The sequence below is a fragment of the Labrys sedimenti genome, assembly GCF_034424805.1.
Classification (GTDB): domain Bacteria; phylum Pseudomonadota; class Alphaproteobacteria; order Rhizobiales; family Labraceae; genus Labrys; species Labrys sedimenti.
The window spans coordinates 836452-861242 of sequence record NZ_JAXOUF010000002.1 but is presented as its reverse complement, the minus strand read 5'-3'; the positions used below and the strand labels follow the sequence as shown (position 1 = coordinate 861242).

Annotated in this window: 22 protein-coding genes; 10 read left to right on the top strand and 12 right to left on the bottom strand. The window is 63.6% G+C overall.

The features are described from left to right. Positions 1-115: 115 nt before the first annotated feature. Entirely contained in the window at positions 116-487 is a 372-nt protein-coding gene (locus U1R88_RS10430) for a hypothetical protein (protein ID WP_322431158.1), read from the bottom strand. Between the two features lie 105 nt (positions 488-592). Continuing rightward, positions 593-2230, bottom strand: a complete 1638-nt coding sequence (gene pgi, locus U1R88_RS10425; protein ID WP_322431157.1) for a glucose-6-phosphate isomerase — start codon at positions 2228-2230, stop codon at positions 593-595. A 97-nt stretch (positions 2231-2327) separates the two neighbouring features. Here pgi and U1R88_RS10420 point away from each other — a divergent pair, with 97 nt between their 5' ends. The 3 genes from U1R88_RS10420 to U1R88_RS10410 are packed head-to-tail and all read left to right on the top strand — an operon-like array spanning position 2328 to position 6577. Beyond that, positions 2328-3488, top strand: a complete 1161-nt coding sequence (locus U1R88_RS10420) for a M20 aminoacylase family protein (protein WP_322431156.1) — start codon at positions 2328-2330, stop codon at positions 3486-3488. Between the two features lie 42 nt (positions 3489-3530). Beyond that, positions 3531-5612: a prolyl oligopeptidase family serine peptidase gene (locus U1R88_RS10415; RefSeq protein WP_322431155.1), complete on the top strand. Its 2082-nt coding sequence runs from the start codon at positions 3531-3533 to the stop codon at positions 5610-5612. Beyond that, the gene (locus U1R88_RS10410) at positions 5609-6577 is read left to right on the top strand and encodes a threo-3-hydroxy-L-aspartate ammonia-lyase (protein ID WP_322431154.1); all 969 of its coding nucleotides are present in this window, start codon (positions 5609-5611) and stop codon (positions 6575-6577) included. The genes U1R88_RS10415 and U1R88_RS10410 overlap by 4 nt, the downstream gene beginning before the upstream one ends. Before the next feature lie 27 nt (positions 6578-6604). On the opposite strand, the gene U1R88_RS10405 is transcribed toward U1R88_RS10410, so the two are convergent. Beyond that, positions 6605-7522 carry a LysR family transcriptional regulator gene (locus U1R88_RS10405; RefSeq protein WP_322431153.1) on the bottom strand — a complete coding sequence of 306 codons (918 nt, stop codon included), beginning with the start codon at positions 7520-7522 and terminating at the stop codon, positions 6605-6607. Between the two features lie 145 nt (positions 7523-7667). Between U1R88_RS10405 and U1R88_RS10400 the strand changes: the two genes are divergently transcribed. The 3 genes from U1R88_RS10400 to U1R88_RS10390 all read left to right on the top strand — a co-directional run bounded on the left by U1R88_RS10400 (position 7668) and on the right by U1R88_RS10390 (position 10812). Further along, a complete protein-coding gene (locus tag U1R88_RS10400) occupies positions 7668-8654 on the top strand; it encodes an aldo/keto reductase (RefSeq protein ID WP_322431152.1) in 987 nt (328 codons plus the stop codon). Positions 8655-8809: 155 nt separating this feature from the next. Further along, positions 8810-10000 carry a M23 family metallopeptidase gene (locus tag U1R88_RS10395; RefSeq protein ID WP_322431151.1) on the top strand — a complete coding sequence of 397 codons (1191 nt, stop codon included), beginning with the start codon at positions 8810-8812 and terminating at the stop codon, positions 9998-10000. Between the two features lie 23 nt (positions 10001-10023). Further along, on the top strand, positions 10024-10812 hold the full coding sequence (locus tag U1R88_RS10390; RefSeq protein ID WP_322431150.1) for a bestrophin-like domain: 789 nt from the start codon (positions 10024-10026) through the stop codon (positions 10810-10812). Between the two features lie 24 nt (positions 10813-10836). Here the strand turns inward: U1R88_RS10390 and U1R88_RS10385 are convergent, their stop codons facing one another. Beyond that, on the bottom strand, positions 10837-11280 hold the full coding sequence (locus U1R88_RS10385) for a YiiD C-terminal domain-containing protein (RefSeq protein WP_322431149.1): 444 nt from the start codon (positions 11278-11280) through the stop codon (positions 10837-10839). A gap of 137 nt (positions 11281-11417) precedes the next feature. Then, a complete protein-coding gene (locus U1R88_RS10380) occupies positions 11418-12659 on the bottom strand; it encodes a Zn-dependent hydrolase (RefSeq protein ID WP_322431148.1) in 1242 nt (413 codons plus the stop codon). Between the two features lie 106 nt (positions 12660-12765). Between U1R88_RS10380 and U1R88_RS10375 the strand changes: the two genes are divergently transcribed. Then, positions 12766-12975, top strand: a complete 210-nt coding sequence (locus tag U1R88_RS10375) for a hypothetical protein (protein WP_322431147.1) — start codon at positions 12766-12768, stop codon at positions 12973-12975. Between the two features lie 51 nt (positions 12976-13026). Here the strand turns inward: U1R88_RS10375 and U1R88_RS10370 are convergent, their stop codons facing one another. The 6 genes from U1R88_RS10370 to U1R88_RS10345 all read right to left on the bottom strand — a co-directional run bounded on the left by U1R88_RS10370 (position 13027) and on the right by U1R88_RS10345 (position 19176). Then, positions 13027-13623 (bottom strand): DUF1349 domain-containing protein, encoded by a 597-nt coding sequence (locus U1R88_RS10370; RefSeq protein ID WP_322431146.1) that lies wholly within the window; start codon positions 13621-13623, stop codon positions 13027-13029. 74 nt (positions 13624-13697) lie between these two features. Continuing rightward, positions 13698-15152, bottom strand: coding sequence for a dihydropyrimidinase (hydA, locus tag U1R88_RS10365; RefSeq protein WP_322431145.1), 1455 nt, complete (start codon positions 15150-15152; stop codon positions 13698-13700). A 188-nt stretch (positions 15153-15340) separates the two neighbouring features. Beyond that, complete coding sequence (locus U1R88_RS10360; RefSeq protein WP_322431144.1) at positions 15341-16339, bottom strand: ABC transporter substrate-binding protein; 999 nt, start codon at positions 16337-16339, stop codon at positions 15341-15343. A 32-nt stretch (positions 16340-16371) separates the two neighbouring features. Further along, complete coding sequence (locus tag U1R88_RS10355) at positions 16372-17490, bottom strand: ABC transporter permease (RefSeq protein WP_425545405.1); 1119 nt, start codon at positions 17488-17490, stop codon at positions 16372-16374. Continuing rightward, the gene (locus tag U1R88_RS10350; protein WP_322431142.1) at positions 17487-18416 is read right to left on the bottom strand and encodes an ABC transporter permease; all 930 of its coding nucleotides are present in this window, start codon (positions 18414-18416) and stop codon (positions 17487-17489) included. Before U1R88_RS10350 ends, U1R88_RS10355 begins: the two co-directional genes overlap by 4 nt. Continuing rightward, positions 18406-19176, bottom strand: coding sequence for an ABC transporter ATP-binding protein (locus U1R88_RS10345; RefSeq protein WP_068296971.1), 771 nt, complete (start codon positions 19174-19176; stop codon positions 18406-18408). The genes U1R88_RS10350 and U1R88_RS10345 overlap by 11 nt, the downstream gene beginning before the upstream one ends. Before the next feature lie 569 nt (positions 19177-19745). Here U1R88_RS10345 and U1R88_RS10340 point away from each other — a divergent pair. After that, on the top strand, positions 19746-20405 hold the full coding sequence (locus tag U1R88_RS10340) for a dihydrofolate reductase family protein (protein ID WP_322431141.1): 660 nt from the start codon (positions 19746-19748) through the stop codon (positions 20403-20405). A gap of 346 nt (positions 20406-20751) precedes the next feature. Next, positions 20752-22353: a phosphoenolpyruvate carboxykinase gene (locus U1R88_RS10335; protein WP_425545404.1), complete on the top strand. Its 1602-nt coding sequence runs from the start codon at positions 20752-20754 to the stop codon at positions 22351-22353. Between the two features lie 342 nt (positions 22354-22695). Here the strand turns inward: U1R88_RS10335 and U1R88_RS10330 are convergent, their stop codons facing one another. Then, positions 22696-23685, bottom strand: a complete 990-nt coding sequence (locus U1R88_RS10330) for an AraC family transcriptional regulator (protein ID WP_322431139.1) — start codon at positions 23683-23685, stop codon at positions 22696-22698. Positions 23686-24013: 328 nt separating this feature from the next. Here U1R88_RS10330 and U1R88_RS10325 point away from each other — a divergent pair, with 328 nt between their 5' ends. Continuing rightward, on the top strand, positions 24014-24781 hold the full coding sequence (locus U1R88_RS10325; RefSeq protein ID WP_322431138.1) for a 3-hydroxyacyl-CoA dehydrogenase: 768 nt from the start codon (positions 24014-24016) through the stop codon (positions 24779-24781). The last annotated feature ends 10 nt before the right edge of the window (positions 24782-24791 follow it).

Sequence of the window (24791 nt, the reverse complement as noted above, 5' to 3'; positions counted from 1 at the left end):
GCGCATATAGTTACTAATCCCTCTCCTTTAAGAGGCATTTATTTTCAATATTCTTAATAATCCCCTTTGAATCCAGAGCAATACTTTCCCAAAACATCTGATCCCCGCATGTAAGCTATTCAGCTTTTCCGTACCACTTTGGAGATGTATTGATGTAAACACTCGGCTCCGATCCGAAAATAGATTTCGCCTGTTTGCACTCTGCTTTAATATCTTTTCCCATGCCAGAACGAATTTTTATTATTTTATTTGGCTCAAGTTTTTCGATACGAACAGTTTTATTAAATTCTTTTCTATCAGAAAGAAAAAATTTGCATTTCAGAGTAATTATATAAAATGTATTTTTAGTTTTGTTTTCAATTAAAACGTATGATCCCTCAATTTGATCATCGATACTACTCCCAATTATAGGAATTGGACGAACCGCACAGCCCGCAACGACGAAAAAAATCAAACTTGAGACCGAGATATTCTTGATCGAAATCATCAGATTTTCTCCTGTCTGAAATTTATCAAAATGCGGCAGCTGTGTCAAATTTTGTTCTCTATTTGTTCTAAAATGGACGGACGGGCCGATGGCCCGCCCTTCTCTCTAGCCCCGCAGCGACTTCAGATGCGCCACCAGTCCCTTGGTCGAGGCATCGAGGCCGTCGACGGTCGCGCCCTTGACCACCGGCAGGAGGCGGGAGGCGAGTTCCTTGCCGAGTTCCACGCCCCACTGGTCGAAGGAATTGATGCCCCAGATCACGCCCTGCGTGAACACCTTGTGCTCGTAGAGCGCCACGAGGCGGCCGAGCATGCGCGGAGTGAGCTTGCGATAGGCGATGGTGGTGGTGGGGCGGCTGCCGGGGAATTCCTTGTGCGGGGCCAGAAGCGCGATCTTCTTGTCGTCGAGGCCTTGGGCCTTAAGCACCGCCGTCGCCTCCTCCTGCGAACGGCCATGCATGAGCGCCTCGGTCTGCGCCAGGCAGTTCGCCATCAGGATGGCGTGATGGTCGCCCATGCCCGCTTCATGCGGCTCGGCCGCGATGAGGAAGTCGGCCGGGATCACATTGGTGCCCTGGTGAATGAGCTGGTAGAAGGCGTGCTGGCCGTTGGTGCCGGGCTCGCCCCAGACCAGGGGACCCGTCTCCGAGGTCACCGGCGAGCCGTCGAGATGCACGCGCTTGCCGTTCGACTCCATGTCGAGCTGCTGCAGATAGGCCGGGAAGCGCCCGAGGCGCTGGTCGTAGGGCAGCACGGCATGGGCGGCATAGCCCATGAAATTGCGGTGCCAGATGCCGATCAGGCCCATCAACACCGGGATGTTCTTCTCCAGCGGCGTGGTGGCGAAATGGTGGTCGACCTCATGGCCGCCGGCCAGGAATTCCGAGAAGTTCTCCGGCCCGACGGCGATCATCAGGCCGAGCCCGATAGCCGACCACATCGAATAGCGCCCACCGACCCAGTCCCAGAAGCGGAACATCCGGTCCTTGTTGATGCCGAAGGCCTCGACCGCGACGATATTGGTGGAGATCGCCGCGAAATGATCGCCCACGGCGGTCTCGCCGAGCGACTTGGCGATCCATTGCCGCGCCGACTGGGCGTTCGTCATGGTCTCGATGGTGGTGAAGGTCTTCGAGGAAACCAGGAACAGGGTGCGCGAAGGGTCGAGCCGGGACAGGGTGTCCGCCATGTCGGCGCCGTCGACGTTGGAGACGAAATGGGCGCGCGGGCCGTCGGCATAGGGCGAGAGGGCGCGGGCGCCCATGGCCGGGCCGAGATCGGAGCCGCCAATGCCGATATTGACCACGTCGGTAAACTTGTCGCCGGTGGCGCCGCGCAGCTCACCCGAGCGAATCTTCTCGGCGAAGGCGTAGCAGCGCGCCAGTTCCTCATGCACGTCGGGCACGACATTCTTGCCGTCGACCCGGATGTCGGCATCAACAGGCGCACGCAGGGCCGTATGCAGCACCGCCCGCCCCTCGGTGGTGTTGATCTTGTCGCCCTTCAGCATCTCGTCCCGGCGGGTCTCGATGCAATGCGCCCGCGCCAGTTGCAGCAGCAGGGACAGCGTCTCGTCAGCGATGCGATTCTTGGAGAAATCCACCAGCACGTCGTCGAGGGTGAAGGAGAACTTGGCGAATCGGTCGGGATCCGCGGCGAAAAGGTCGCGCGTCGTCGTCGAGGCCAGTTTCTGTTTGTGGGCTTCGAGATCCTGCCAAACCTTTGCGGCCTGTGAATGCTCCATATCCGTTCCCTTCCTCATTGTCCGAAGGCGTGCCAAACTGCGGGCTGTGTTTGTCGCCCGGAGCGGGGGCATAAATCAATATTGGAACTGAAGGCATATGACGATTTCAGACAACATCAAGGCTCTGGCAACCGAGGCGACCGAATGGCGCCGTGACATTCATCGCCACCCGGAGTTGCTCTATGACGTCGAGCGCACGGCCGGGTTGGTCGCCGGTCTGTTGCGTGATTTTGGCTGCGACCAGGTTGTGGAGGGCATTGGCCGTACCGGCGTGGTCGGCGTGATCAAGGGGCGCCCCGGTTCGCGCACGGTCGGCATGCGGGCCGACATGGATGCGTTGCCGATCCTGGAAGAGAGCGGCGTGCAATATGCCTCCACCGTGCCGGGCAAGATGCATGCCTGCGGGCATGACGGCCATACCGCCATGCTGCTGGGCGCCGCCAAGAACCTGGCCAGCACGCGCGATTTCAGCGGCAACGCCGTGGTGATCTTCCAGCCGGCCGAAGAGGGCGGCGGCGGCGGCAAGGCCATGGTGGAGGACGGCCTGATGGAGCGCTTCGCCATCGAGGAAGTCTACGGTATGCACAATCTGCCGGGTCTGGCGCCGGGGCATTTTGCCATGTGCCACGGCCCGATCATGGCCTCCAGCGACACGTTCGACATCGATATAACCGGCCGGGGCGCCCATGCCGCCCGCCCGCATGAGAGCATCGATCCGGTACTGGTCGCCGCCCAGATCGTCACGGCGCTGCAAGCCATCGTCTCGCGCAATGCCGATCCGCTCGACAGTGCGGTGATCTCGGTGACGACGATCCAGACCGGCGGGCCCTACAACGTCATCCCCTCTACCGCCCATCTGCACGGCACCTGCCGCGCCCTTACCACCGGCATGCGCGCTCTACTGGAGAAACGCCTGACCGAGGTCGCGGAACTGACTGCACAGGCCTTCGGCGCCAAGGCCAAAGTCACCTACCGCCACCAATATCCCGTGACGCGCAATCACGGTACCCAGACTGATTATTGCGGCGAGATCGCCCGGATGGTGGCTGGTACGGCCGCTGTCGACACCGCCGCTCCGCCGATGATGGGGGCCGAGGACTTCTCCTACATGCTGGAGGCGCGCCCCGGCGCCTTCATCTTCATCGGCAATGGCGATAGCGCCGGGCTGCATAATGCCGCCTACGATTTCAACGATGCCATCATTCCCGCCGGAATCAGCTACTGGACGCAACTGGCGCAAACGCGGCTCGCCGGCTGAGTTCGCTCTTCCCCGGCCCCCTATCTCAAGGAAACGCCCTGCATGTCCGATCGCGTCTCCCGGCCGACTCTGGCCGCGCCCGACGAAGACCCCTATCTCTGGCTGGAGGATATCGAAGGCAGGGACGCCCTCGCCTGGGTCAACGAGCGCTCGCAGCGAACACTGGCCCGCTTCGGCACGGCCAGCTTCGAGCGGGATCGCGATGCCCTGGCTGCGATCCTCGATCGCCCCGACCGCATTCCCGGCATCGGCCGACGCGGCGAGTTCGTCTATAATTTCTGGACCGATGCCGCCAATCCGCGCGGTCTGTGGCGTCGGACCACCCTCGCCTCCTACCGGCAGGCGGAGCCGGCCTGGGATATCCTGCTCGACCTCGACGCCCTCGCCGCGGCAGAAGGCGAAGACTGGGTCTGGGCCGGGGCATCGCTCGAACCCCATCGGCGGCAGCGCGCCATCCTCAGTCTCTCTCGGGGTGGCGCCGATGCGGCCGTGCATCGCGAATTCGACCTTGCGACGCGCAGCTTCGTCTCGGACGGCTTCACGCTACCGGAGGCCAAGGGCGGTATCGCCTGGCTCGATGCCGACACGCTGCTGTTGTCCAGCGCGCTTGGCGAGGGCATGGCGACGACCTCCGGCTATGCCCGCACGGTGCGCCTGTGGCGGCGCGGCGAGGATCCCCTGAAGACAGCGATCGTCTTCGAGGTCCAGCCCCAATCCATGTCCGTCTGGGCCGGTATCGACCGCACCGACGGCAGCGAACGCATCTGGTTTCTCGAAAAGCCCGTCTTCTTCGAAACGCGTGGCTGGCTCGGCGACAGGAACGGTCCGAGCGAGGCCATCGACCTGCCGGCCGACTCGCACTGGGACGTGTTCGGCGACTGGCTGGCGGTGAAGCTGCGCACGGCCTGGACCCCGGCCAACACCCGCTTTGCCGGCGACACCCTTCTGGGTATCTCCCTCTCTGCCTTCCGGGCGGGCGACCGCACTTTCCAGGTGCTGTTCGAACCTGCCGAGCGCCGCACCCTGGACGGGTTTTTCTGGAACCGGGGGCAGCTCGTGCTGTCGATCCTCGACAATCTCCAGCCTCGTTTCGAGCTCGTAACGCCCGCATTGGAAGGATGGCGAAAGCACGCCATCGACGTGCTGCCCTCGACGGGAGTCGTGCATGTCTGGTCGCTCGACGCCGAAGAGGCCGACACCAATGGCGAAGTGATGGTATCGCTGCAGGACCCCATCACACCACCGCAAATGCAGCTGCTCGACGTGAGCAGGCCGGAGGCGGTGCAAAGTCCCCTCCTCCTCAAGCGCAGCCCCGACGCCTTCGACAGCAAGGGGCTGAAGGTCGCCAAGCACGAAGCCGTCTCGATCGACGGCGAGAAGATCCCCTATACGCTGGTCGGGCCTGCCGGCGAGACCGGCGAAGCGCCGGTTCACCTCACGGCCTATGGCGGCTTTGGCGTTTCCGTGCTGCCCAGCTACAGCGCCTCGATCGGCAAGCTCTGGCTTGAACGGGGCGGCACCTCGGTCACCGCCAATATTCGAGGCGGCGGCGAGTTCGGCGCCCGCTGGCACGAGGCGGGCCGGCGCGAGGGCAAGCATCTCGCCCATGAGGATTTCGCGGCGGTGGCCGCCGATCTGGTCAGCCGCGGCATCACCCAGCCAGGGCGGATCGCGGCGGAGGGCGGTTCCAATGGCGGCCTCCTGATCGCCAACATGCTCACCCGCCATCCCGAAAAGTTCGGCGCCCTGTTCTGCACCATCCCCTTGATCGACATGCGGCGCTACACCAAGCTCCTGGCCGGTGCGAGCTGGATCGACGAATACGGCGATCCGGACAAGCCGGAGGACTGGGCCTTCCTGCAGAAGATCTCGGCCTATCACGTCGCCGACGCCGGCTCCTACCCGCCCATCCTGCTGGCAACCACCCGCCGCGACGACAGGGTTCACCCTGCCCATGCCCGCAAGATGGCGGCCAAGCTGGAAGCACTCGGCCATCGCGTGCATTTCTACGAGCCCGAGGCCGGCGGCCACGGCTATGGCAAGGACAGCCGGGAACGCGCTTCCTTCATCGCCCTCGGCTATGCCTTTCTGCGCCATACCATCGGCTGGGAGAGTGAAATATGAGCGCCCCGGTCCTGCCCGACTATGCCGACGTCGTCGCCGCGGCCGAGCGCATCCGCGGCCAGGCCCATCGCACGCCGGTGATGACTTCCCGGAGCTTCGACGAGGAACTCGGCGCACAGGTCTTCTTCAAATGCGAGAACCTGCAGCGCATGGGCGCCTTCAAATTCCGCGGTGCCTTCAATGCCCTGTCGCGCTTCGACGACGAGCAGAAGCGCAGGGGCGTGGTGACATTTTCCTCCGGCAACCATGCCCAGGCGATCGCCCTTGCAGCCCGCATCCTCGGCATTCCCGCCACGATCATCATGCCGCATGACGCGCCGAAGGCGAAGGCCGAGGCCACCAAGGGGTATGGCGGCAAGATCATCTTCTATGATCGCTATATCGAAGACCGAGAGGTGATCGGGCGAAACCTGTCGCAGGAGCAGGGCCTCACGCTGATCCCGCCCTACGACCACCCGGACGTACTCTGCGGCCAGGGCACCGCAGCCAAGGAACTCTTCGAGGAAGTCGGCGAACTCGATGCCTTCTTCGTCTGTCTCGGCGGCGGCGGGCTGCTCGCCGGATCGGCGCTGGCAACGCGTGCCCTCTCGCCCAACTGCCGGCTCTACGGAGTCGAGCCGAAGGCCGGCAATGACGGCCAGCAATCCTTCCACGCCGGCCGGATCGTCAGGATCGATACGCCCCGCACCATCGCCGACGGTGCCCAGACCCAATATCTGGGATCCCATACCTTCCCGATCATCAAGCGCGACGTCGACGATATCCTCACCGTCTCGGATGCGGAGCTCGTCGAATGCATGCGCTTCGCCGCCACCCGCATGAAGCTCGTCATCGAGCCGACGGGCTGCCTCGGCTTCGCCGCCGCGCGTGCCATGAAGTCGGAACTCGCCGGCAAGCGTGTCGGCGTACTGATCAGCGGCGGCAATGTCGATCTGGAGCGCTTCTGCGAATTGCTGGCGGAATAGGCCGGCTCTTGGCTCTTGGCTCTTGGCTCACGCCAGCCGGGTCATGCCGTTCTGCAACCGGATGATGTTGATCAGGGTGCGCAAGGCCGGGTGATTGTGGCGCCGGCTCGAATAATACATGTGGAAGGGATCGCCATCCGAAGCCTGGTCGTCGAGGACGACCTCCAGGCTGCCTTCCGCCACCTCTTCGGCGATCCGCGCTTCCAGAACATAGGCGAGGCCAAGCCCGGCTTTGGCGGCCGTGATGGTGGTTGCGGTATCGTTGAGGGTGATGAGGCCGGGCACGCGCAGCCGGCATGCCTCCCCGCCGCTGCCCAGATCCCAGCGATAAGCGGTATTGTCGCCCAGGAGCAGTTGCAGGCAGACATGGTCGGCGAGATCGTCCGGCGTCTGCGGCCGGCCGTGTTCCCTGAAATAGGCGGGAGAGCCGGCCACCACCCAGCGCTGGGGCCCGGTGAGCGGCACGGCAATCATGTCTTCCGGCACGTGATGGCCATAGCGCATGCCGGCATCATAACCTTCGGCGACGATGTCGATGGGTCGGTCGTCTACCGCAACGGTCAGGCGCACATCGGGGCATTGGCGGGCGAATTCCGGCAGGGCCGGCGAGATCAACAGATGGGCGGCATCGCGGAAGACGTTGAGGCGCAACTCGCCGAAGCGTGCGTTTCCCGGCGCCTCCAAAACCTCCAGGGCCGAGCCGATCACATCGAAGCCTTCCTCGAGGCGCTGCGCGAATTTCAGGCCGAGATCGGTCGGCGAAACCGCCCGGCTGGTGCGGTTCAACAGCTTGGCCCCGAGCCGGGCCTCGAGGCGCCGCATGGCATGGCTGGCCGCCGACGGCGTCAGGCCGAGCTCGATGGCGGCCGTGGTGAAGCTGCGTCGGCGGACGATGGTCAGGAAGACGTTGAAATCGCCGAGATCCGTCCGCTCGAAAGTCGCCATAAATGAAATTTCTTCATTGCTTCTATGATTGCCATTCACACTAAACTATGAGCGCCCGGCATGCTCAAGTCCTATCCTGTTCCAGGATGTTAAACCGCTGGCACAACCCATCCCTGGCGGGCCAGCGAAATGCAGGAATGGAACCATGAAAGAACGCCTGTTCGGCAAGACGGCACGCAACGTGTCGGAGATCGGCTTCGGTGCCTGGGCCATCGGGGGCTCCTGGGGTGATGTGCCGGATACCGATGCGCGTGCCGCCCTCCATGCCGCTCTCGATGCCGGCACTACCTTCATCGATACCGCCGATGTCTATGGCGACGGCCGCTCGGAGCGTTTCATCGCCGAGGTCCTGAAGGAGCGCTCCGGTCCCCGTCCCTTCGTGGCGACCAAGGCCGGGCGGCGCCTCTCGCCCCACACCGCCGACGGCTATAACAGGCAGAATCTCACCGCCTTCATCGAGCGCTCGCTGACGAACCTCGCCACCGACTGCCTCGATCTCGTCCAACTCCATTGCCCGCCGACCGAGGTCTATTACCGGCCTGAAGTGTTCGGCGTGCTGGACGATTTGGTGGCCGCCGGCAAGATCCGCAACTACGGCGTCTCCGTCGAGAAAGTGGAAGAGGCGCTGAAGGCGATCGAATATCCCGGCGTCGTCTCGGTCCAGATCATCTACAACATCTTCCGCCAGCGCCCGGCCGAGCTCTTCTTCCGAGAGGCGAAGGCACGCAATATCGCAGTGATCGCCCGGGTGCCGCTCGCCTCCGGCATGCTGACCGGCAAGATGAACGCCGCGAGCCAGTTCGCAGCCGACGACCACCGCGCCTATAACCGCAATGGCGAAGCCTTCGACAAGGGCGAGACCTTCTCGGGTGTCCCCTATGATGTCGCTTTGGCAGCCGTGGAGGAGATCCGGCCGCTGGTACCCGATGGCATGACCATGTCGCAATTCGCGCTGGCCTGGATCCTGGCCAATGACGCCATTACCACCGTCATTCCCGGCGCCAAGAATGCGGCCCAGGCCACTGCAAATGCCGCGGCCAGCGACGTGCCGGCTCTCCCGCAGGCAACGCTCGAAACACTGAAGAACCTTTACCAGCGTGAGATCGCCGGGTTCGTCCACCATTTGTGGTGAAAAAGACCCGGCCGGACGCCGTTCGACGGCGCCCGGCCGCGACCCTCGCCGCACGCCAAACCACCCCGACATCGCTTGACAAGGGCTGAGGCAAATGCGGGACTGTACCCACAGGTTCTGCCTTCCGGTGCGGGGCAGCCGGCGGGGCATTTTCCATGCGTTTTCAGTCGCTTCTGGTTGCGGTTGCAGGCCTTGTTCTAGCCTCGAGCGCCATCGCCCAGTCTCTCAAACCCGATGAGATCCTGAGTTCGGTCACCGTACAGCCGATCAGCGAGCCCAATCCGGTTCTCGGCGCCGATGGGCGCGTGCATCTCGCCTATGAGCTGGTGATCAACAATCCGGGCAATGTGTTCGTGCGGCTCGACAAGGTCGAGGCGGTCGACGACGCCGGCAAGAGCCTGTCCTCCCTCCAGGGCGAAGAGCTGGCCAAGATGATGCATCTCTACAGCGGCAGGGATCGCCAGCTGCCGCCGGGCGGCACCGCCATCGTCTTCATGGATGTCGGCTTTGCCGAGAACGACAAGCTGCCGCAGAGCGTCTCCGCGCGCATCCACGCCTTCCGCGAGAACGCAGGCGCGGACGGCAAGCCGACGCCGCTGCCGGCGGATGCGCCCGTCACCGCAAGCTACAGCTTCACCGGTGGCGCGACGGCGATCGGCAAGCCGGCCGCGGTGGTCGAGCCACCCTTGAGGGGCACAGGCTGGGTTGCAGCCGATGGTTGTTGCGACACCGTCACCGCCCATCGCGGTGCCGTCATGGCCGTGAACGGGCGCCTGCGCGTGCCGGAACGCTTCGCCACCGACTGGATCAGGCTCGACGCCAACAGCCGCCTGTTCACCGGCAATGCCGAGGATCTGGCCAGCTATTCCTTCTACGGCGCTGAAGTCCACGCAGCGGCCGACGGCGTGGTGGTCAATCTTTACGACCAGGCCGACGAGCAGATCCCGAGCCAGCCGGCCCGCGGCATCGTACCCGCCAATATCGGCGGTAACATGCTGGTCACAGACATCGGCAATGGCGCCTACGCTTTCTACGCCCACCTGCAGCGCGGCAGCCTCAGGGTCAAGCTGGGCGACCGTGTGAAAGCTGGCCAGGTCATCGGCCTGGTAGGCAATACCGGCAATTCCACCGCGCCCCATCTGCACTTCCAGTTGATGGACGGCCCCTCACCGCTCAATGCCAACAGCCTGCCCTTCGTGCTCACGCGCTTCTCCGGGCAGGGCGTGCTGGCGCCAGGGAACGAGGAGGAGCTCGAGCAAGGCGCGGTCGCCAGGATCGAACCACGCTGGCGTGGAGACCACGTCAATCAGCTCCCGCTGAACGACCAGGTCGTCGATTTTCAATAGACACGTTCTCCCTGGGAGCGCTCATGTTCATTCTGCTGCACCAGCTGTCGCTGCCCGTCATGTTCGCAACGGTGCTGGTGATCTGCCTGGCGATCACCTGGATCGTCATCGGCCTCGTCCGCCTCGCCATTGCCAGAGGCGGTTACGCCTCGGACGAGCCACTTCCAATCCGTGAGTCGATCGTCGGTGTCTGCGCCACCATCTTCGGCCTGATGGTGGCCTTCTCAGCCGCGGGCCTGTGGGCTGATTCCCTCGCCGCCCGCAGCGCCGTCCAGCAGGAAGCCGACGCGGTCGAAAACGTCCTGGTGCTTTCCTCCGGACTTCCGGCCGATCTCCAGACCAGCGTGCGCGACGGCCTCAAGGCCTATGTGGCGCAGGTCGTCTCCGGCGATTGGCCGGCCATGGCCAATGGCGAGCGCCTCGAAAGCCCGGTGTTCGATCGCTCCGGCGACATCCTCATCAATACGATCGGCCTCGTCTCGCGCCAGACCGGAACGAATGCGCAGCCGGCCACCTATCAGCCTTTGGTCAATCAACTGCTGGCCGTGCGCCATGCGCGGCTGCTCCGGCTGTCGGCTTCCAACACCGGCATGAGCTGGGCCCAATGGATCGCGATCTGGATCATTTCGACGACGACCGTCGTGGCCATCGCCATCTGCAACAACCATGTCCCTTGCATGCAGATCCTCGCCACCCATATCTTCGTTGTGGTGGTGACATCGGCCTATTTTGTCATCCTCGCGCATGACCGACCGTTCATGGGGCAGATCTCGGTACAGCCCGCCGCCTTCCTGGCGGTCAGTACCAATTGACGGCCTGCTGCGCTCCGGGCTGTTTCAACGGGCGAGCGCCGCGAAATCGCCTTTGAAACGGGCGGCGCAACGGCCGCCATAGTCGATCTCGGCAAGGACCGGAATGCGCGCCTTGCCCCTGCGCGCGAAGGCCTCCAGCACATGCTCCCACTTCTCGGGTTCCGCCAAAACGGAACGGGCCGAGAAATCCCCCTCCACCGGAGCCAGATAATCCATGTGCACGGAGCCGACGACGAGGCTGCAGTCGAGCCCCGCGCCCTTGAGCTTGAGGAAGGCCAGCGACCAAGCGGCGAGCGTGGCCAGGGTCGCGAGGCTGCCGCCGAAAGCCGTGCGGTGATGGTTGATATTGGCGGAAAGCGGGGCGCCAAGCCGCACGGAATCCGGTCTGATCTCGAGAACCCGGACCTGCATGGCCTGTGTCAGCGGAATATTGCCATGAAGATCGGCTTCAAGCTCGGCGGGCAGCAAGACGGCCTCCTCAATAAGGGTCACCCAGCGCAACCCGGAGCGCGGACTTCCAGTCCGCCCCTGAAAACACGACGCTTTGAAAAGAAAGGAGCGGACGTCGCGACATGCAAGCATGTCGCTGGGATGTCCGCGCTCCGTCAGCCCGCCAGCCGCCGGTCGTGCTCGATCACGGCATTGAGCAGCACTTGCGCCCCGGCCGCGCATTCGTCGAAGGAGGTCGACTCGGCCTCGTTATGGCTGAGGCCGCCCTCGCAGGGCACGAAGATCATGGTGGTCGGCGCGACGCGCGCAATGTAGGCCGCGTCATGGCCGGCGCCGGACACCATACGGCGCATGGCAAAGCCCGCCTTGTCGGCGCCGTGCTCGACGCATTCGATCAGCTCGGGCGCGAATTTCACTGCGGGCGAGTTCCAGATGCGCTTTTCCTCATAGGCGAGCTTCATCGGCGGCAGCGCGGCCTCCAGGGCAGCCCGGAATTCCCGCTCCATCACTTCCAGCACCTCTTCGTCGGGATGGCGCAGGTCGACGGTGAAGAAGACCTCGCCCGGCACGACATTGCGGCTGTTGGGCTTGTTCTCGATCAAGCCGACGGTGGCGACGCCCGGCTGGTGCTTCTGGCCGATGGCATCGACCGCCTCGATGATGCGGGCAGCGCCCAGCAGGGCATTCTTGCGCAGATACATCGGCGTGGCGCCGGTATGGGCATCCTGCCCGGTCACCGTGACCTCGTACCAGCGCATGCCCTGCACGCCGGTGACCACGCCGATCATCGTCTTCTCGTCCTCGAGGATCGGGCCCTGCTCGATATGGAGCTCGAACATCGCCTGGAACTTGTGGGCGCCGGCCTTCTCGGTGCCGCGATAGCCGATGCGCTCCAATTCGTCCTTGAAGCTGATGCCGTCGCGGTCGAGGCGCTCATAGGCGTAGTCGGGCGTGAACACGCCGGCAAACACGCCCGAAGCCAGCATGGCCGGGGCAAAGCGGGAGCCTTCCTCATTGGTCCAGTTGATGATCTCGACGGGGGCATTGGTCTCATAGCCCTGCTCGTGCAAAGTGCGCATCGCCTCCAGCGCACCGAGCACACCAAGCACGCCATCGAACTTGCCGCCGGTCGGCTGGGTGTCGAGATGGGAGCCCATGGCGATCGGCGGCAGTTCGTTGTTCCTGCCGGGGCGCACCGCGAACATGTTGCCGACTTCGTCGACGCTCACCGTGCAGCCGAGCGCCTCGCATTGCGCCTTGAACCAGTCGCGAACTTGCCTGTCCTCGTCCGACAGGGTCAGGCGCTTGATGCCGCCCTTGGCCGTGCCGCCGAACTTGGCGGTTTCCATCAGGCTGTCCCACAAGCGCTGCGGATTGATGTTGAGATTGGTGAGCATGGTGAGGCCTTTCTGAAGAAAACGGGCAGTTGTTCGATGCTTAGTCCGAGACGGCGACCAAACGGCCAAAGATCCCTCCAGCCGTGATCCAACCATTGATACCCCCTTGGTTGTTGCCGATCTGGAATTGACCGTCTCTAACGGCCTTTATGAGGTGCAGGTATTGCGCACCACGCACACGACACAGGACAATATCCCCCTCGACGAGCAGGGCATGGTCGTCAATCGGAACCACGGTGCAGAGTTGACCGCTAGCGATTTTGCCTTTCATCGAAGCACCGCGCGGACGAAATTGAACCGTCTCGCCAGCCTGTAGTCGCTCAATATATCGGGTGGCCCAAGACACCGTTCTCTCCTTTCCGGGTGATCATGAGAGATCGTGCAGCGCCTTACCGTTGGGCTGAGACAGGCGGAAATCAGAGAAGGAAACGGCAAGACCGGCCCTTTCCGGCGTACAGCACATCGGGCCGACCTGGTAGGAAGCGGCCTTCGGAAACGGCGCCAGCCGAACCAGCGGCCAGACTATCCCGTCCGTCGAATATTGCAGCCTCAATACCCCGTCTGCGACGGTGAGGCGCAGGCGGAAATCCTGGGCGTCGCCTGGGAAAGGCCCGGTGGCCCAATCCGATTGTCCCACCGTCAGCACGCTGCCGAGCATGGGCGCGTCGTCATTATATTCGATACCGGCCTTCAGCCAGGTCTCGTCATCGAGCCGGACCATCAGGCCGGCCTGGTCGTAGAGCGTCTCGAAACGGGCCCGAACGCGCAATTCCGCAGTGAAATCGCCGCCGCTGTCGAGATAGAAGAAATGGCCGCTATGACGGATGAAGCCGTAATGGGTCTTGCGCCAGAAATCAGTGGCCTCGCCGGTGACGACCTCCAGGCGATCGCCGGCCAGCGACCAGGACGGCGGCTCGTTGAGCCAGCTCCCGTACTGGAAGGAAGTGGGATGCGTCAAATTCAAGATCGATCTCCGGCAACGCAGAACGAAAGCCTTCTCCACGAAGTGGGGAAGGCTTTATGCACCCATCGCGCTCCTTACGGCGTGACCTCGATGCGCGAGACCGGCCTGGGCTTGCTGAGCTCCTTCCAGGTGGCGTTCGCCACCGCAGCGGCCGGGAACGGATCGCGCTGGATGAAGGCGCCATCGCCCTTCTGGAGCTGGATCTGCTTGTCCTTCCAGGCGACGCGTCCGCGCGACAGGGTGACGATGGGCAGGCCCGTGCACTCATAACCCTCGAACACATTGTATTCGACACGGCTGAGCTGGGACTTGGCCTTGATCGTCTTGGTGGCCGCCGGATCCCAGATGGTGAGGTCGGCATCCGAGCCCACGGCAATCGCCCCCTTGCGGGGATAGATGTTGAGGATGCGGGCGATGTTGGTGGAGGTCACCGCCACGAATTCCTCCTTGGTCAGGCGCCCGGTCTTGACGCCCGCCGTCCATAGCACCGGCATCCGGTCTTCGAGCCCGCCCGTGCCGTTGGGGATCTTGCGAAAATCCCCCACGCCCATGCGCTTCTGCTCGGCGGTGAAGGCACAATGGTCGGTCGCCACCACCTGGAGCGAGCCCGAGGCGAGGCCCGCCCACAGCGAATCCTGGTGGGACTTGTTGCGGAAGGGCGGCGACATCACCCGGCGGGCGGCGTAGTCCCAGTCCTTGTTCTGGTATTCGCTGTCGTCCAGCACCAGATGCTGAATCAAAGGCTCGCCATAGACGCGCTTGCCGGCGGCCCGGGCCCGTGCGATCGCCTCATGACTGTCTCGGCAGGAGGTGTGCACGACATAGAGCTGGCTGCCCGCCATGTCGGCGATCATGATGGCGCGGTTGGTCGCCTCGCCTTCCACTTCCGGCGGACGCGAATAGGCGTGGCCCTCCGGCCCGGTAACGCCCTGGTCGATATAATGCTGCTGCAGGCGGAAGACGATGTCGCCATTCTCTGCGTGGACCAACGGCAAGGCACCGAGGCCGGCGCAGCGGCTGAAGGAGTGGAACAGCTCGTCGTCGTTCACCATCAGCGCGCCCTTATAGGCGAGGAAGTGCTTGAAGGTATTGATGCCGTAGGTCTTCACCACGGTGTCCATCTCGTCGAAGACCTGTTTGTCCCACCAGGTGATCGCCATGTGGAAGGAGTGGTCGGCGACCGCCTTCTCGGCCTTGTGGCGCCATTCCTGATAAGCAGCCAGCAGCGACTGGCCGGGCGCGGGCAGGCAGAAATCCACCACCATGGTGGTGCCACCGGAGAGAGCAGCGCTGGTGCCGGATTCGAAATCATCAGCCGACACGGTGCCCATGAACGGCATTTCGAGATGCGTATGCGGATCGATGCCACCCGGCAAAACGAAGCAGCCATCGGCATCGATGATTTCGGTCCCCGCCGGCGCCGACAGCTTCGGACCGATCGCCAAAATGGTTTCGCCGTCGATCAGCACATCGGCTTGCCTGGAATGATCGTGGTTCACCACGACACCGCCACGGATCAGGATCGGCATAATAGTCCTCCAATAAACCTGGGAGCGCGGACGCCCTCGTCCGCTCTTCCTTTCCTGCAAGCGCCTCGTTTCCAAGAGGGGACGAGGACGTCCGCGCTCCCAGGAAAATTATCGCGGCCGGGGCAGCGCAATGTCATCCGCCCCAGCCTTTCAGGTCGCCCCTCCCCTCAGGGAAAGGGCGCTACCCCTCACAGCTTCTTCATCGCGTCGGTGACTGCCGAACTCCAGCCGCCCACGGGAGCCTTGGTGATGGCCGGGCTGTCGCCACCGGCGCCGAGCAGCGTCTTGACGGTGCCCTCCGCAGCGGCCGGGTCGAGCGTGCCGTCGGAGCCTTCGGTCAGCTTGTTGACCTCGGCGATCATGTGGGTCTGGTGCACCTCGGTCTGCGCACCGGAGGCATCGTTGTCCAGCACGATCTTCACCGCCTCGTCGGGATGGGCCCTGGCATACTCCCAGCCCTTCATCGAGGCCTTGACGAACTTGGCCATCGTCTCCACGAACTTCGGATCCTTGAGGCGATCCTCCATGACATAGAGCCCGTCCTCCAGCACCGCCACACCCTGGTCGGTATAGTTGAAGACGGTCAGGTCCTCGGCCTTCACGCCGGCCTCGATCACCTGCCAATATTCGTTATAGGTCATGGTGGAGATGCAGTCGGCCTGCTTCTGCAGGAGCGGATCGACGTTGAAGCCCTGCTTAATCACCTTGACGCCGTCGGCCGAGCCGTCGAGCTTGAGGCCGAGCTTGCCCATGAAGGCGTTGAACGGATATTCGTTGCCGTAGAACCATACGCCCAGCGTCTTGCCCTTGAAATCGGCCGGCGTCTTGACGCCGGACTCCTTGCGGCAGGTCAGCTGCAGGCCGGAGCGCTTGAAGGGCTGGGCGATGTTGACGAGACCGACGCCCTTCTCGCGGGCGGCGAGGGCCGCCGGCATCCAGTCGACGATCACGTCGGCCTGCTTGTTGGCGATCACAGTTTCCGGCGCGATGTCGGGACCGCCGGGGGCCACGGTGACGTCGAGGTCGGCCTCCTTGTAGAAACCCTTGTCCTTGGCGACGAGATAGCCTGCGAACTGCCCCTGGACCACCCATTTGAGCTGCAGCGTGACCTTGTCGGCTGCCTGTGCCGCGCTGATCGCCCCAAGCCCGAGCGCGAAAGCGACGCCGGCCAGTAGTGCCTTCTTCATTCCGTCCACTCCTCTGTTAACCTCGTCCTGCGTCACGCGCGCCGGTAAGAGGGATGCCAAAACGTCACCGCCCGCTCGACGAGGGCGATGAGGCCGTAGAATAGGGAACCGGCCACCATGGCCACCGCGATCTCCGCCCAGACGATATCGGTCTGTGACAAGGCCGCCTGGGTGTTGATGCGAAAGCCCATGCCGATGGTGGGGCCGTCGAAATATTCGGCCACGATGGCGCCGATCATCGCCAGGGTCGAATTGATCTTCAAGCCGTTGAAGATGAAGGGCATCGCGGCGGGAAGCCGCAGGCTGATCAGCGTCGACCAATAGCTGGCACCGTAGGAACGCATGAGGTCGCGCTCCAGCGTGCCGCTGGCTGCCAGGCCCGCCACCGTGTTGACCAGCATGGGGAAGAAGGTCATCGCCACCACGACGGCCGTCTTGGAGGGCCAGTCATAGGTGAACCACCAGATCATGATCGGCGCGATGCCGACGATGGGCAGGGCCGAAACGACATTGCCGAGCGGCAGGAGACCGCGGCGCAGGAAGGGGACGCGGTCGGCCACCAGCGCCACCAGGAACCCCGAGCCAGAGCCGATCAGCCAGCCGAGCAGGACCTCGTGCAGGAAGGTCCAGACAAAATCGGTGGCGAGCGTATTGGCCTGTGCCACCACCGCCTGGCCGATGGCCGAAGGCGGCAGCAGGATGATGGGCGAGATGCCGAAACCGACGACCAGCCACTCCCAAAGAAGGAGCAACGTGGCGCCAAACAGGATCATCGGCGCCAGATTCCGCCAGCGCGAGGTGCGGCGGCCATCACCGGTATTGGCGATCACATCGACCATCATCCACGCGGCGAGCCATAGGCCGATCGTTCTCAACCAAAAAACCCAACCGACATTGCCCGCTACGTCCGGCTGATGAACTTCGAGCGTCTGAAAAAAGGCCATGCCGGCGATCAACAACAGCCATTTGTTCGCCATGGGCTGACCGGATCTCCGCCGCCGCCAGCTCTCTATTGCCATAGAAAGTGCAACAACCATCCAGAACAGAGGACCAGTAACGGACGTGAGCCCGTCCCATTTCAAGCTAGAGAGGGCTGCGACGAAGATCAGCAGGCCGGCAAGGATGAAGCCACGTGATTGGAAAGCCGTCATGCCTGCTCTCCCTTCACGCCCATCCTCGCCAGCGTGCGCCGTTCTATCAGGCCGATCAGCCCGATAAGGACGGCCGAGAGCAATGCTGCGGTGAACAGAGCCGCCCACAGCACCAAGCGCAAATTGTTGTACTGATAGCCCGCCAGCAGGCGCGAGCCGAGGCCGCCCTGGGCGCCCGTCGGCATCTCGGCGACGATGGCACCGACGATGCAGCCGGCGATGGCGATCTTCAGGCTGGCGAACAGATAGGGCGTCGCAGCCGGCCAGCGCAGCTTCCAGAAGGTCTGCCATTTCGAGGCGTCATAGGTGCGCATCAGGTCGAGCTGCATCAGGTCCGGCGACATCAGCCCCTTCACCATGCCGACCGTCACTGGGAAGAAGCACAGATAAGTGGCGATCAGGGCCTTCGGCACCAGGATCGGCGCGCCGAGCCGGCCGGTGATCGCGGTCAATAGCGGCACCAGCGCCAGGATCGGGATGGTCTGGGAGACGATCACCCAGGGCATCAGGCTCTGGCGCATCGAGCGGTAATGCACGATCAGCACCGCCAAGACGATACCGAGCACGGCGCCGAGCACGAAACCCGACAGCGCCGAGGAGAGCGTGATCAGGCCATGATAGACCAGGCTGCGGCGCCCCAAAGGCGGCTCGAAGAACAGGCCCTGCACCATCGCCATGACGATCTGGTGCGGCGCGGCGAGATTGCCGTCCGGCAGGTTGATCGCGGCGATGAACTGTTCGATCAGCGGGCGGCTGGCGGCATCGGGCATGGCGCGCAGCAATGCCGTGCCATTCATCGGCAGGCAGGCGAGATACCACAAAGCGAAGATCGCCAGCACGACCACCGTCACCGGCCCGGCCTTGCCGGCCATCAGCCGGCTCCCCAGCGAGGGCACGGTACGGGCGGCAAGCACGTCAGTCGTCATAGGAGTGCCCCGCCCTGAGGCCGTCGCGCACACGATGCGCCACTTCGAGGAATTCAGGCGTCTCGCGAATGTCGAGCGTGCGGTCGCGCGGGAAGTTGCAGTCGATGATGTCGATGATGCGGCCGGGCCGCGGCGACATCACCACGATCTTGGTGGAGAGGTAGACGGCCTCGGGGATGGAATGGGTGACGAACACCACCGTCTTCCTGGTGGTGCGCCACAAATGCAGGAGCTGGTCGTTGAGTTTGTCGCGGACGATCTCGTCGAGCGCCCCGAACGGCTCGTCCATCAGCATCAGCTTGGGATCGAAGCACAGAGCCCTGGCGATCGAGGCGCGCTGCTGCATGCCGCCGGACAATTGCCAGGGAAACTTCTTCTCGAAACCCTTGAGATTGACCAGTTCGAGATTGCGGGCCGCCCTCTCCTTGCGCTCGGCAGCCGGAAAACCCATGACTTCGAGCGGCAGCATGACGTTGCGCTCGATGGTGCGCCAGGGATAGAGCGCCGGCGCCTGGAAGACATAGCCGTAATGCCGTCCCAGCCGAGCCTGCTCAGGAGTCAGGCCATTGACCTTGATCGAGCCGGAGGTCTGGCGTTCGAGATCCGCGATGACCCGCAGCAAGGTGGTCTTGCCGCAGCCGGAGGGGCCGATGAAGGAGACGAAATCGCCTTCATTGACAGTAAGATTGACCTTGGAGAGCGCATAGACCGGCCCGTCGCCGGTGTCGAAGGTCAAAGAAAGATCCTCGACCGCAATCACGGGCTCGCCGGCGGCCGTTCGTTCCCTTACGGCACCAAGCTTCCGATCCACGCCCTCAACCTGCATGCCGGCCCTACCTCTGGTTCGTCCCCGGCGGATACGGCAAACCGCTCCGCCCTGTCAGCCCCCATGTCACAGCAATGATCGTGCCACTGCGACGGGAGTCTCTATTTTATCACGTTACCGGCTCATCGCCCTGGTTGGAATATTTCAAACCGAACCGATTGCCACTTGCGAGCAAAAAAGCGGGATCGTCTCCTGCTCTTCACCGCTCCCGAGGGCAACCCCGGATTGCCCGTGCGGCTGGCAGCAATATTGACCTTATGGACAAAAAATAGGCAACCCCATTTGGAAGAGATTTAAGGAAGCCATCATCCACATCGCCGCGCCGCTTTCCCAACGAGGCCGACCGCCCGCTTCTTGATTGCGAGGGAGCTTACGCGTGAAGAGCAAAATATGTCGCTCCTTGTCGGCGGAGGCCTTACCCGACCGTCCTTGGGGCAGCACGCGATGCCGCCCCCGGCATTGCGGCCTCCATCCATACCACGGCAATCAGAGGACATCTTCTCATGCGCAAGATCATCGGCGGCATATTCCAATCCCTCGACGGCGTGATGCAGGCCCCGGGTGGCCCGCCGGAGGATCCGACCGGCGGCTTCGAGTTCGGCGGCTGGTCCGCGACCTTCTGGGACGACAAGATGGGTGCCGCAATGGGTGGCCTGTTTGGCGGCCCTTTCGACCTGCTGCTCGGGCGCAAGACCTATGAGATTTTCGCGGCCCATTGGCCTTTCGTCGGGCCGGAGGACCCGATCGGACCGGCCTTCACCAACGCCAACAAATATGTGGTCACGCGCGGCAGCGAGCCTTTCGAATGGCGCAACAGCCATCGTCTCACCGACATCGCCGCCGTCGGCAAGGTGAAGGAAGGCGACGGCCCCGACATCCTGATCCAGGGCAGCACGACGCTCTACCCCCAATTGCTGGCTGCCGGCCTGATCGATCGGCTCTTCGTGATGACCTTCCCGGTGGTGCTCGGCAAGGGCAAGCGCCTGTTCGGCACCGGCACGCCGTCCGGCGCCCTGAAACTGACCAGCCATGACGTGTCGAGCACGGGGGTCATGATCGCCACCTATGAGCCGGCCGGCCCAGTGCCAACAGGCACCTTCGAGCTGGCTGAGCCGAGCCCGGCGGAACTCAAACGTCGCGAGCGCCTGAAGCGCGAAGGCTAGGGCTGGACAGGTTTTTTCGGCCTCGTGCGCGGGCGCAGCCGGAAATCACAACGATCTCTCCAAGTATTGGGCAGCCTCGAGGCGTTCGCGGAACTTTCCGCGAGCGCCATTTCCTGCCATTTGTCATAACAATACCGATACCGCCCGCGACTTTTCCGTCGATGCATTCCGTCGCAACATTCGCTGACACGTCCACGGGTCTGCCGTGCTAAGGTCGCATTTGAATGGGAAGCAGCCGCCCTCCCGCCGCCTCTCGACGCGGCGATGAATGATTGTTGCGGTACTGCCCGTGAGAACAGGGCCGGGCCATGAAGCCTGGAGACCGGCAAATATGAGGAAGCGTGATATGAAACTTCATGTTGTGGAAGGCGGAGCCAAGGACGAGATCGAGCCGATCCAGTTTAACAATCTCGGCGCGCTCCACGCCAATCTCGACGAACCCGCGCTCATCGAAGTCGCGATTCGCCGCGGCGAGGGCCTGCTCAGCCCCGGCGGCGCCCTGGTCGTCGATACCGGCAGCCATACCGGCCGCTCCCCGAAGGACAAGTACATCGTCCGCGAACGCGAGACCGAGGACAGCATCTGGTGGGCCAACAACAACGCGATCTCGCGCGGCGCCTTCGACACCCTGCTGGCCGACATGCTCTGGCATGCGACGGAAAAGCAGCTCTTCGTACAGGACCTGCACGCCGGCGCCGACGAGAACAACAGCATCAAGGTCAAGGTCTACACCGAGCTTGCCTGGCACAGCCTGTTCATCCGCAATCTGCTGATCCGTCCGTCCGCCGATGACCTGGCCGGTTTCTATCCCGACCTCACCATCATCGACATGCCGAGCTTCAAGGCCGAACCCGCCAAATACGGCCTGCGCTCAGAGACGGTGATCGCCTGCGACTTCACGCGCGGCGTCGTCCTGATCGGCGGCACGGCCTATGCCGGTGAGATGAAGAAGTCGGTGTTCTCCTATCTCAACTACATCCTGCCCGCACGCGGCGTGATGCCGATGCATTGCTCGGCCAATGTCGGCCCCAGCAGTGTCTCGGCCCTGTTCTTCGGGCTCTCCGGCACCGGCAAGACCACTTTGTCCGCCTCCCCCGACCGTTCGCTCATCGGCGATGACGAGCATGGCTGGGGCCCGGACGGCATCTTCAACTTCGAGGGCGGCTGCTACGCCAAGACCATCAACCTCGACAAGCAGGCCGAGCCGCAGATCTTTGCCGCCTCCCAGCGCTTCGGCGCGGTGCTCGAGAATGTTGCGATGAACCCGATCACGCGCAAGCTCGACTTCACCGACGGCCGCAAGACGGAAAACACCCGGGCTGCCTATCCGCTGCATTTCATCGAGAATGCCAAGGCGACGAGTGCTGCCGGCCATCCCGGCACGGTGGTGATGCTGACGGCGGACGCTTTCGGCGTGATGCCGCCCATCGCCCGCCTCACGCCAGAGCAGGCCATCTACCACTTCCTCTCCGGCTTCACGGCCAAGCTCGCCGGCACCGAGCGTGGCGTGACCGAGCCGCAGCCGACCTTCTCGACCTGCTTCGGCGCCCCCTTCATGCCGCGCCATCCGGTCGAATATGCCCGCCTGCTGAAGGAACTGATCGACAGGCATCAGGTCTCCTGCTGGCTCGTCAACACCGGCTGGACCGGTGGGGCCTATGGCACCGGGCGCCGCATGCCGATCAAATGGACCCGCACTTTGCTCAACGCCGCCCTCGACGGCAGCCTCGAAAGGGCCAAGTTCCGCACCGACCGCCATTTCGGCTTCCAGGTGCCGACCGCAGTGGAAGGCGTACCGAGCCATGTGCTCGATCCCTTCAAGTCCTGGGCCGACAAGGCGGCCTATGAGAACCAGGCCCGCAGGCTGGTGGGCATGTTCACCGAGAACTTCAAGCAGTTCGACGTGGCAGCCGACGAGACGACCATGAGCGCCGCGCTCGGCGCCTAATATCAGCTCGCCAGATGACTGACCTGTTTGCGCGATGCGTTCTGTCATCCCCGGCGGGGTCGAAGACCCCGGGAAGGGGATCCAGAGGCTATGAACGCACCCCATAGCCCTGGATCCCCTTCCCCTCGCCCTCTCTCGCTGCGCTCGCGAGCGGCTCAGCCGGGGATGACGGGTCAAAGATTTCGGGACTTGGTATAAGCTCGTCAGGCCGAAAAACGGATCCCGGTTTTCGGCCTGAAAAAACGGCGATGACAATCAAAGCGGCGGCTCAGGCGAGCCGCCGCTTTCTCTTTCCACGAAGAGAATCCTGGCTGGCAATAGAAAACTCTTTCGGATCATCCGTCATTTTCCGCGCGAGCGGCGGAACTCGCCCGGGCTCATGCCGGCCCATTTTTGGAAGGCGCGGTGGAAGGCGCTCGGCTCGGTATAGCCGAGATCGGCAGCAACCTGGCCGACCGGCTTGACCGTGCGAAGCAGCCAGTCGAGAGCCAGCTTGCGGCGGATCTCCTCCTTGATCGCGGAGAAGCTCTCGCCATCGCTGGCCAGATGGCGGCGCAAGGTCGGTTCGGACAGGTTCAGCCTCACAGCCATCTGCGCAAAGGAAGGCCATTCGGCCGGGGGAAGCTCGCGCAGCAAGCGCCGCGTGGCGGCAGCGGCACCGCGGTCATAGCGATAGCGCCCCAGTATGTTGGCCGGTGCCCCGGTGATAAAGCCCTGCAGCGTCTTTTCGGTCTGGCGGACCTTGAGCGCCAGCATGTCGCGGTCGAAGACCAGCATGGTTTCGGGCCGCTCGAAGCTGACGGGGGTGCCGAAGAAATCGCGATGCTCCTCTCGTCCGACCGGCAGGGGCCCGCGATAATGCAACTCGCGGATCTCGAGCTGGCGCTTGACCAGCCAGCAGGCGACGCCGTGCAGCAGCAGGAAATAGGTGCGATAGGCAAAGGCCGGCCGGGGTGCCGAGGTCTCGCGCAGGATCACGCTGGCGCGCGTCTCCTCGATAACCAGTTCCCCCTTGGGTTCGGCGAGCACCAGGTTGAGAAAACGCAGGCTGCGCCTGACGGCGTGCTCCAGCGTCTGGCTGGAAATCACGGCGTGGCAGAGCATGGCAAAGCTGCCCGGCGCCATCGGGCGCGCACCGAAGCCGAAATATTCGCATTGCATGATCTGCGCGATGCTGAGCCAGAGGCGGCCATATTGCTCGGCCGAGAGGCGAAAGCCCGGCAGGTCGAGATCGCTCTCGCCGAAGCCGCCCGCCTCCAGCGCCGGCGCAAGATCGAAGCCGCCGCGCCGCAGAGGATCTAGCGTATCCTGGATGAAGCCGAGGCCGATCACGCAGTTCGCCCCAAGCTCAGCCAAAAATGCCGGAGAGACGTCATCCCCGGCGCCACCCTAGGTGGCGGGAAGGGGATCCAGGAGCCCCAACTTGAGTCGCACAACTCCTGGATCCCCTTCCCCTCGCTGCGCTCGGCCGGGGATGACAGTCCGTTGAGTCGCGAGTTGTGTCGGCGGGCTAGTGCCTCCACGGCTATGACCCTCCCGATATGGCAAAACCGATCACGCTTTTAAGCATGTAGGGTCATCGAATGCCACCGCCCACGCGCGTAATATCATCGGCAAAGACAACGGTCCTCAAAGGACCGAACGGGGAGAGTTCCGCGCCATGCAGATCCAAGACCGCGTCTTCCTCGTGACTGGTGGAGCATCCGGGCTCGGTCATGCGGTGGCCGCCGAATTCGTCCACCGCGGCGGATGCGTCCTGCTCTGCGATCTCAATGCCGAAGCCGGCGAGAAAGCCGCCGCGGCGCTGGGACTCACGGCCCGCTTCCAGCGCACCGATGTTGCCAACGCGGAGGATGGCCAAGCTGCCGTGCAGGTCGCCCTCGAAGCCTTCGGCAGGCTCGATGGCCTCGTCAACTGCGCCGGCGTCGCCCCGAGCGAACGTATCGTCGGGCGTGACGGCCCGCATGACCTGGAGCGTTTCGCCCGCACCATCCAGATCAATCTCGTCGGTACCTTCAACATGACGCGCCTCGCCGCCCGGGCGATCTCCACCAATACGCCCGGCGAGGACGGCGAGCGTGGCGTCATCGTCAATACCGCCTCGATCGCGGCCTATGACGGCCAGATCGGCCAGGCTGCCTATGCCGCCTCCAAGGGCGGCGTCGCCAGCCTCACTTTGCCGGCAGCCCGCGAACTCGCCCGCTTCGGCATTCGCGTCGTCGCGGTGGCGCCCGGCGTGTTCGAGACTCCGATGATGCAGGCCATGCCGGAGGAAGTCAGGACGTCGCTCGGGGCGACAGTGCCCTTCCCGCCCCGGCTCGGCCATCCCAAGGAATTCGCCGCCCTGGTCTGCCATATCGTCGAAAACCGCATGCTCAACGGCGAAATCATCCGGCTCGACGGCGCCCTGCGCATGGCGCCGCGCTGATCGGCCACAC

Coding starts and splice junctions, on each gene's coding strand:
- U1R88_RS10395 (WP_322431151.1), top strand. CDS start 8,810: ATGCGTTTTCAGTCGCTTCTGGTTGCGGTTGCAGGCCTTGTTCTAGCC.
- U1R88_RS10405 (WP_322431153.1), bottom strand. CDS start 7,522: ATGGCGACTTTCGAGCGGACGGATCTCGGCGATTTCAACGTCTTCCTG.
- U1R88_RS10335 (WP_425545404.1), top strand. CDS start 20,752: ATGAAACTTCATGTTGTGGAAGGCGGAGCCAAGGACGAGATCGAGCCG.
- hydA (WP_322431145.1), bottom strand. CDS start 15,152: ATGCCGATCCTGATCCGTGGCGGTGTCGTGGTGAACCACGATCATTCC.
- U1R88_RS10410 (WP_322431154.1), top strand. CDS start 5,609: ATGAGCGCCCCGGTCCTGCCCGACTATGCCGACGTCGTCGCCGCGGCC.
- U1R88_RS10355 (WP_425545405.1), bottom strand. CDS start 17,490: ATGACGGCTTTCCAATCACGTGGCTTCATCCTTGCCGGCCTGCTGATC.
- U1R88_RS10415 (WP_322431155.1), top strand. CDS start 3,531: ATGTCCGATCGCGTCTCCCGGCCGACTCTGGCCGCGCCCGACGAAGAC.
- pgi (WP_322431157.1), bottom strand. CDS start 2,230: ATGGAGCATTCACAGGCCGCAAAGGTTTGGCAGGATCTCGAAGCCCAC.
- U1R88_RS10390 (WP_322431150.1), top strand. CDS start 10,024: ATGTTCATTCTGCTGCACCAGCTGTCGCTGCCCGTCATGTTCGCAACG.
- U1R88_RS10325 (WP_322431138.1), top strand. CDS start 24,014: ATGCAGATCCAAGACCGCGTCTTCCTCGTGACTGGTGGAGCATCCGGG.
- U1R88_RS10400 (WP_322431152.1), top strand. CDS start 7,668: ATGAAAGAACGCCTGTTCGGCAAGACGGCACGCAACGTGTCGGAGATC.
- U1R88_RS10420 (WP_322431156.1), top strand. CDS start 2,328: ATGACGATTTCAGACAACATCAAGGCTCTGGCAACCGAGGCGACCGAA.
- U1R88_RS10360 (WP_322431144.1), bottom strand. CDS start 16,339: ATGAAGAAGGCACTACTGGCCGGCGTCGCTTTCGCGCTCGGGCTTGGG.
- U1R88_RS10430 (WP_322431158.1), bottom strand. CDS start 487: ATGATTTCGATCAAGAATATCTCGGTCTCAAGTTTGATTTTTTTCGTC.
- U1R88_RS10380 (WP_322431148.1), bottom strand. CDS start 12,659: ATGCTCACCAATCTCAACATCAATCCGCAGCGCTTGTGGGACAGCCTG.
- U1R88_RS10340 (WP_322431141.1), top strand. CDS start 19,746: ATGCGCAAGATCATCGGCGGCATATTCCAATCCCTCGACGGCGTGATG.
- U1R88_RS10350 (WP_322431142.1), bottom strand. CDS start 18,416: ATGACGACTGACGTGCTTGCCGCCCGTACCGTGCCCTCGCTGGGGAGC.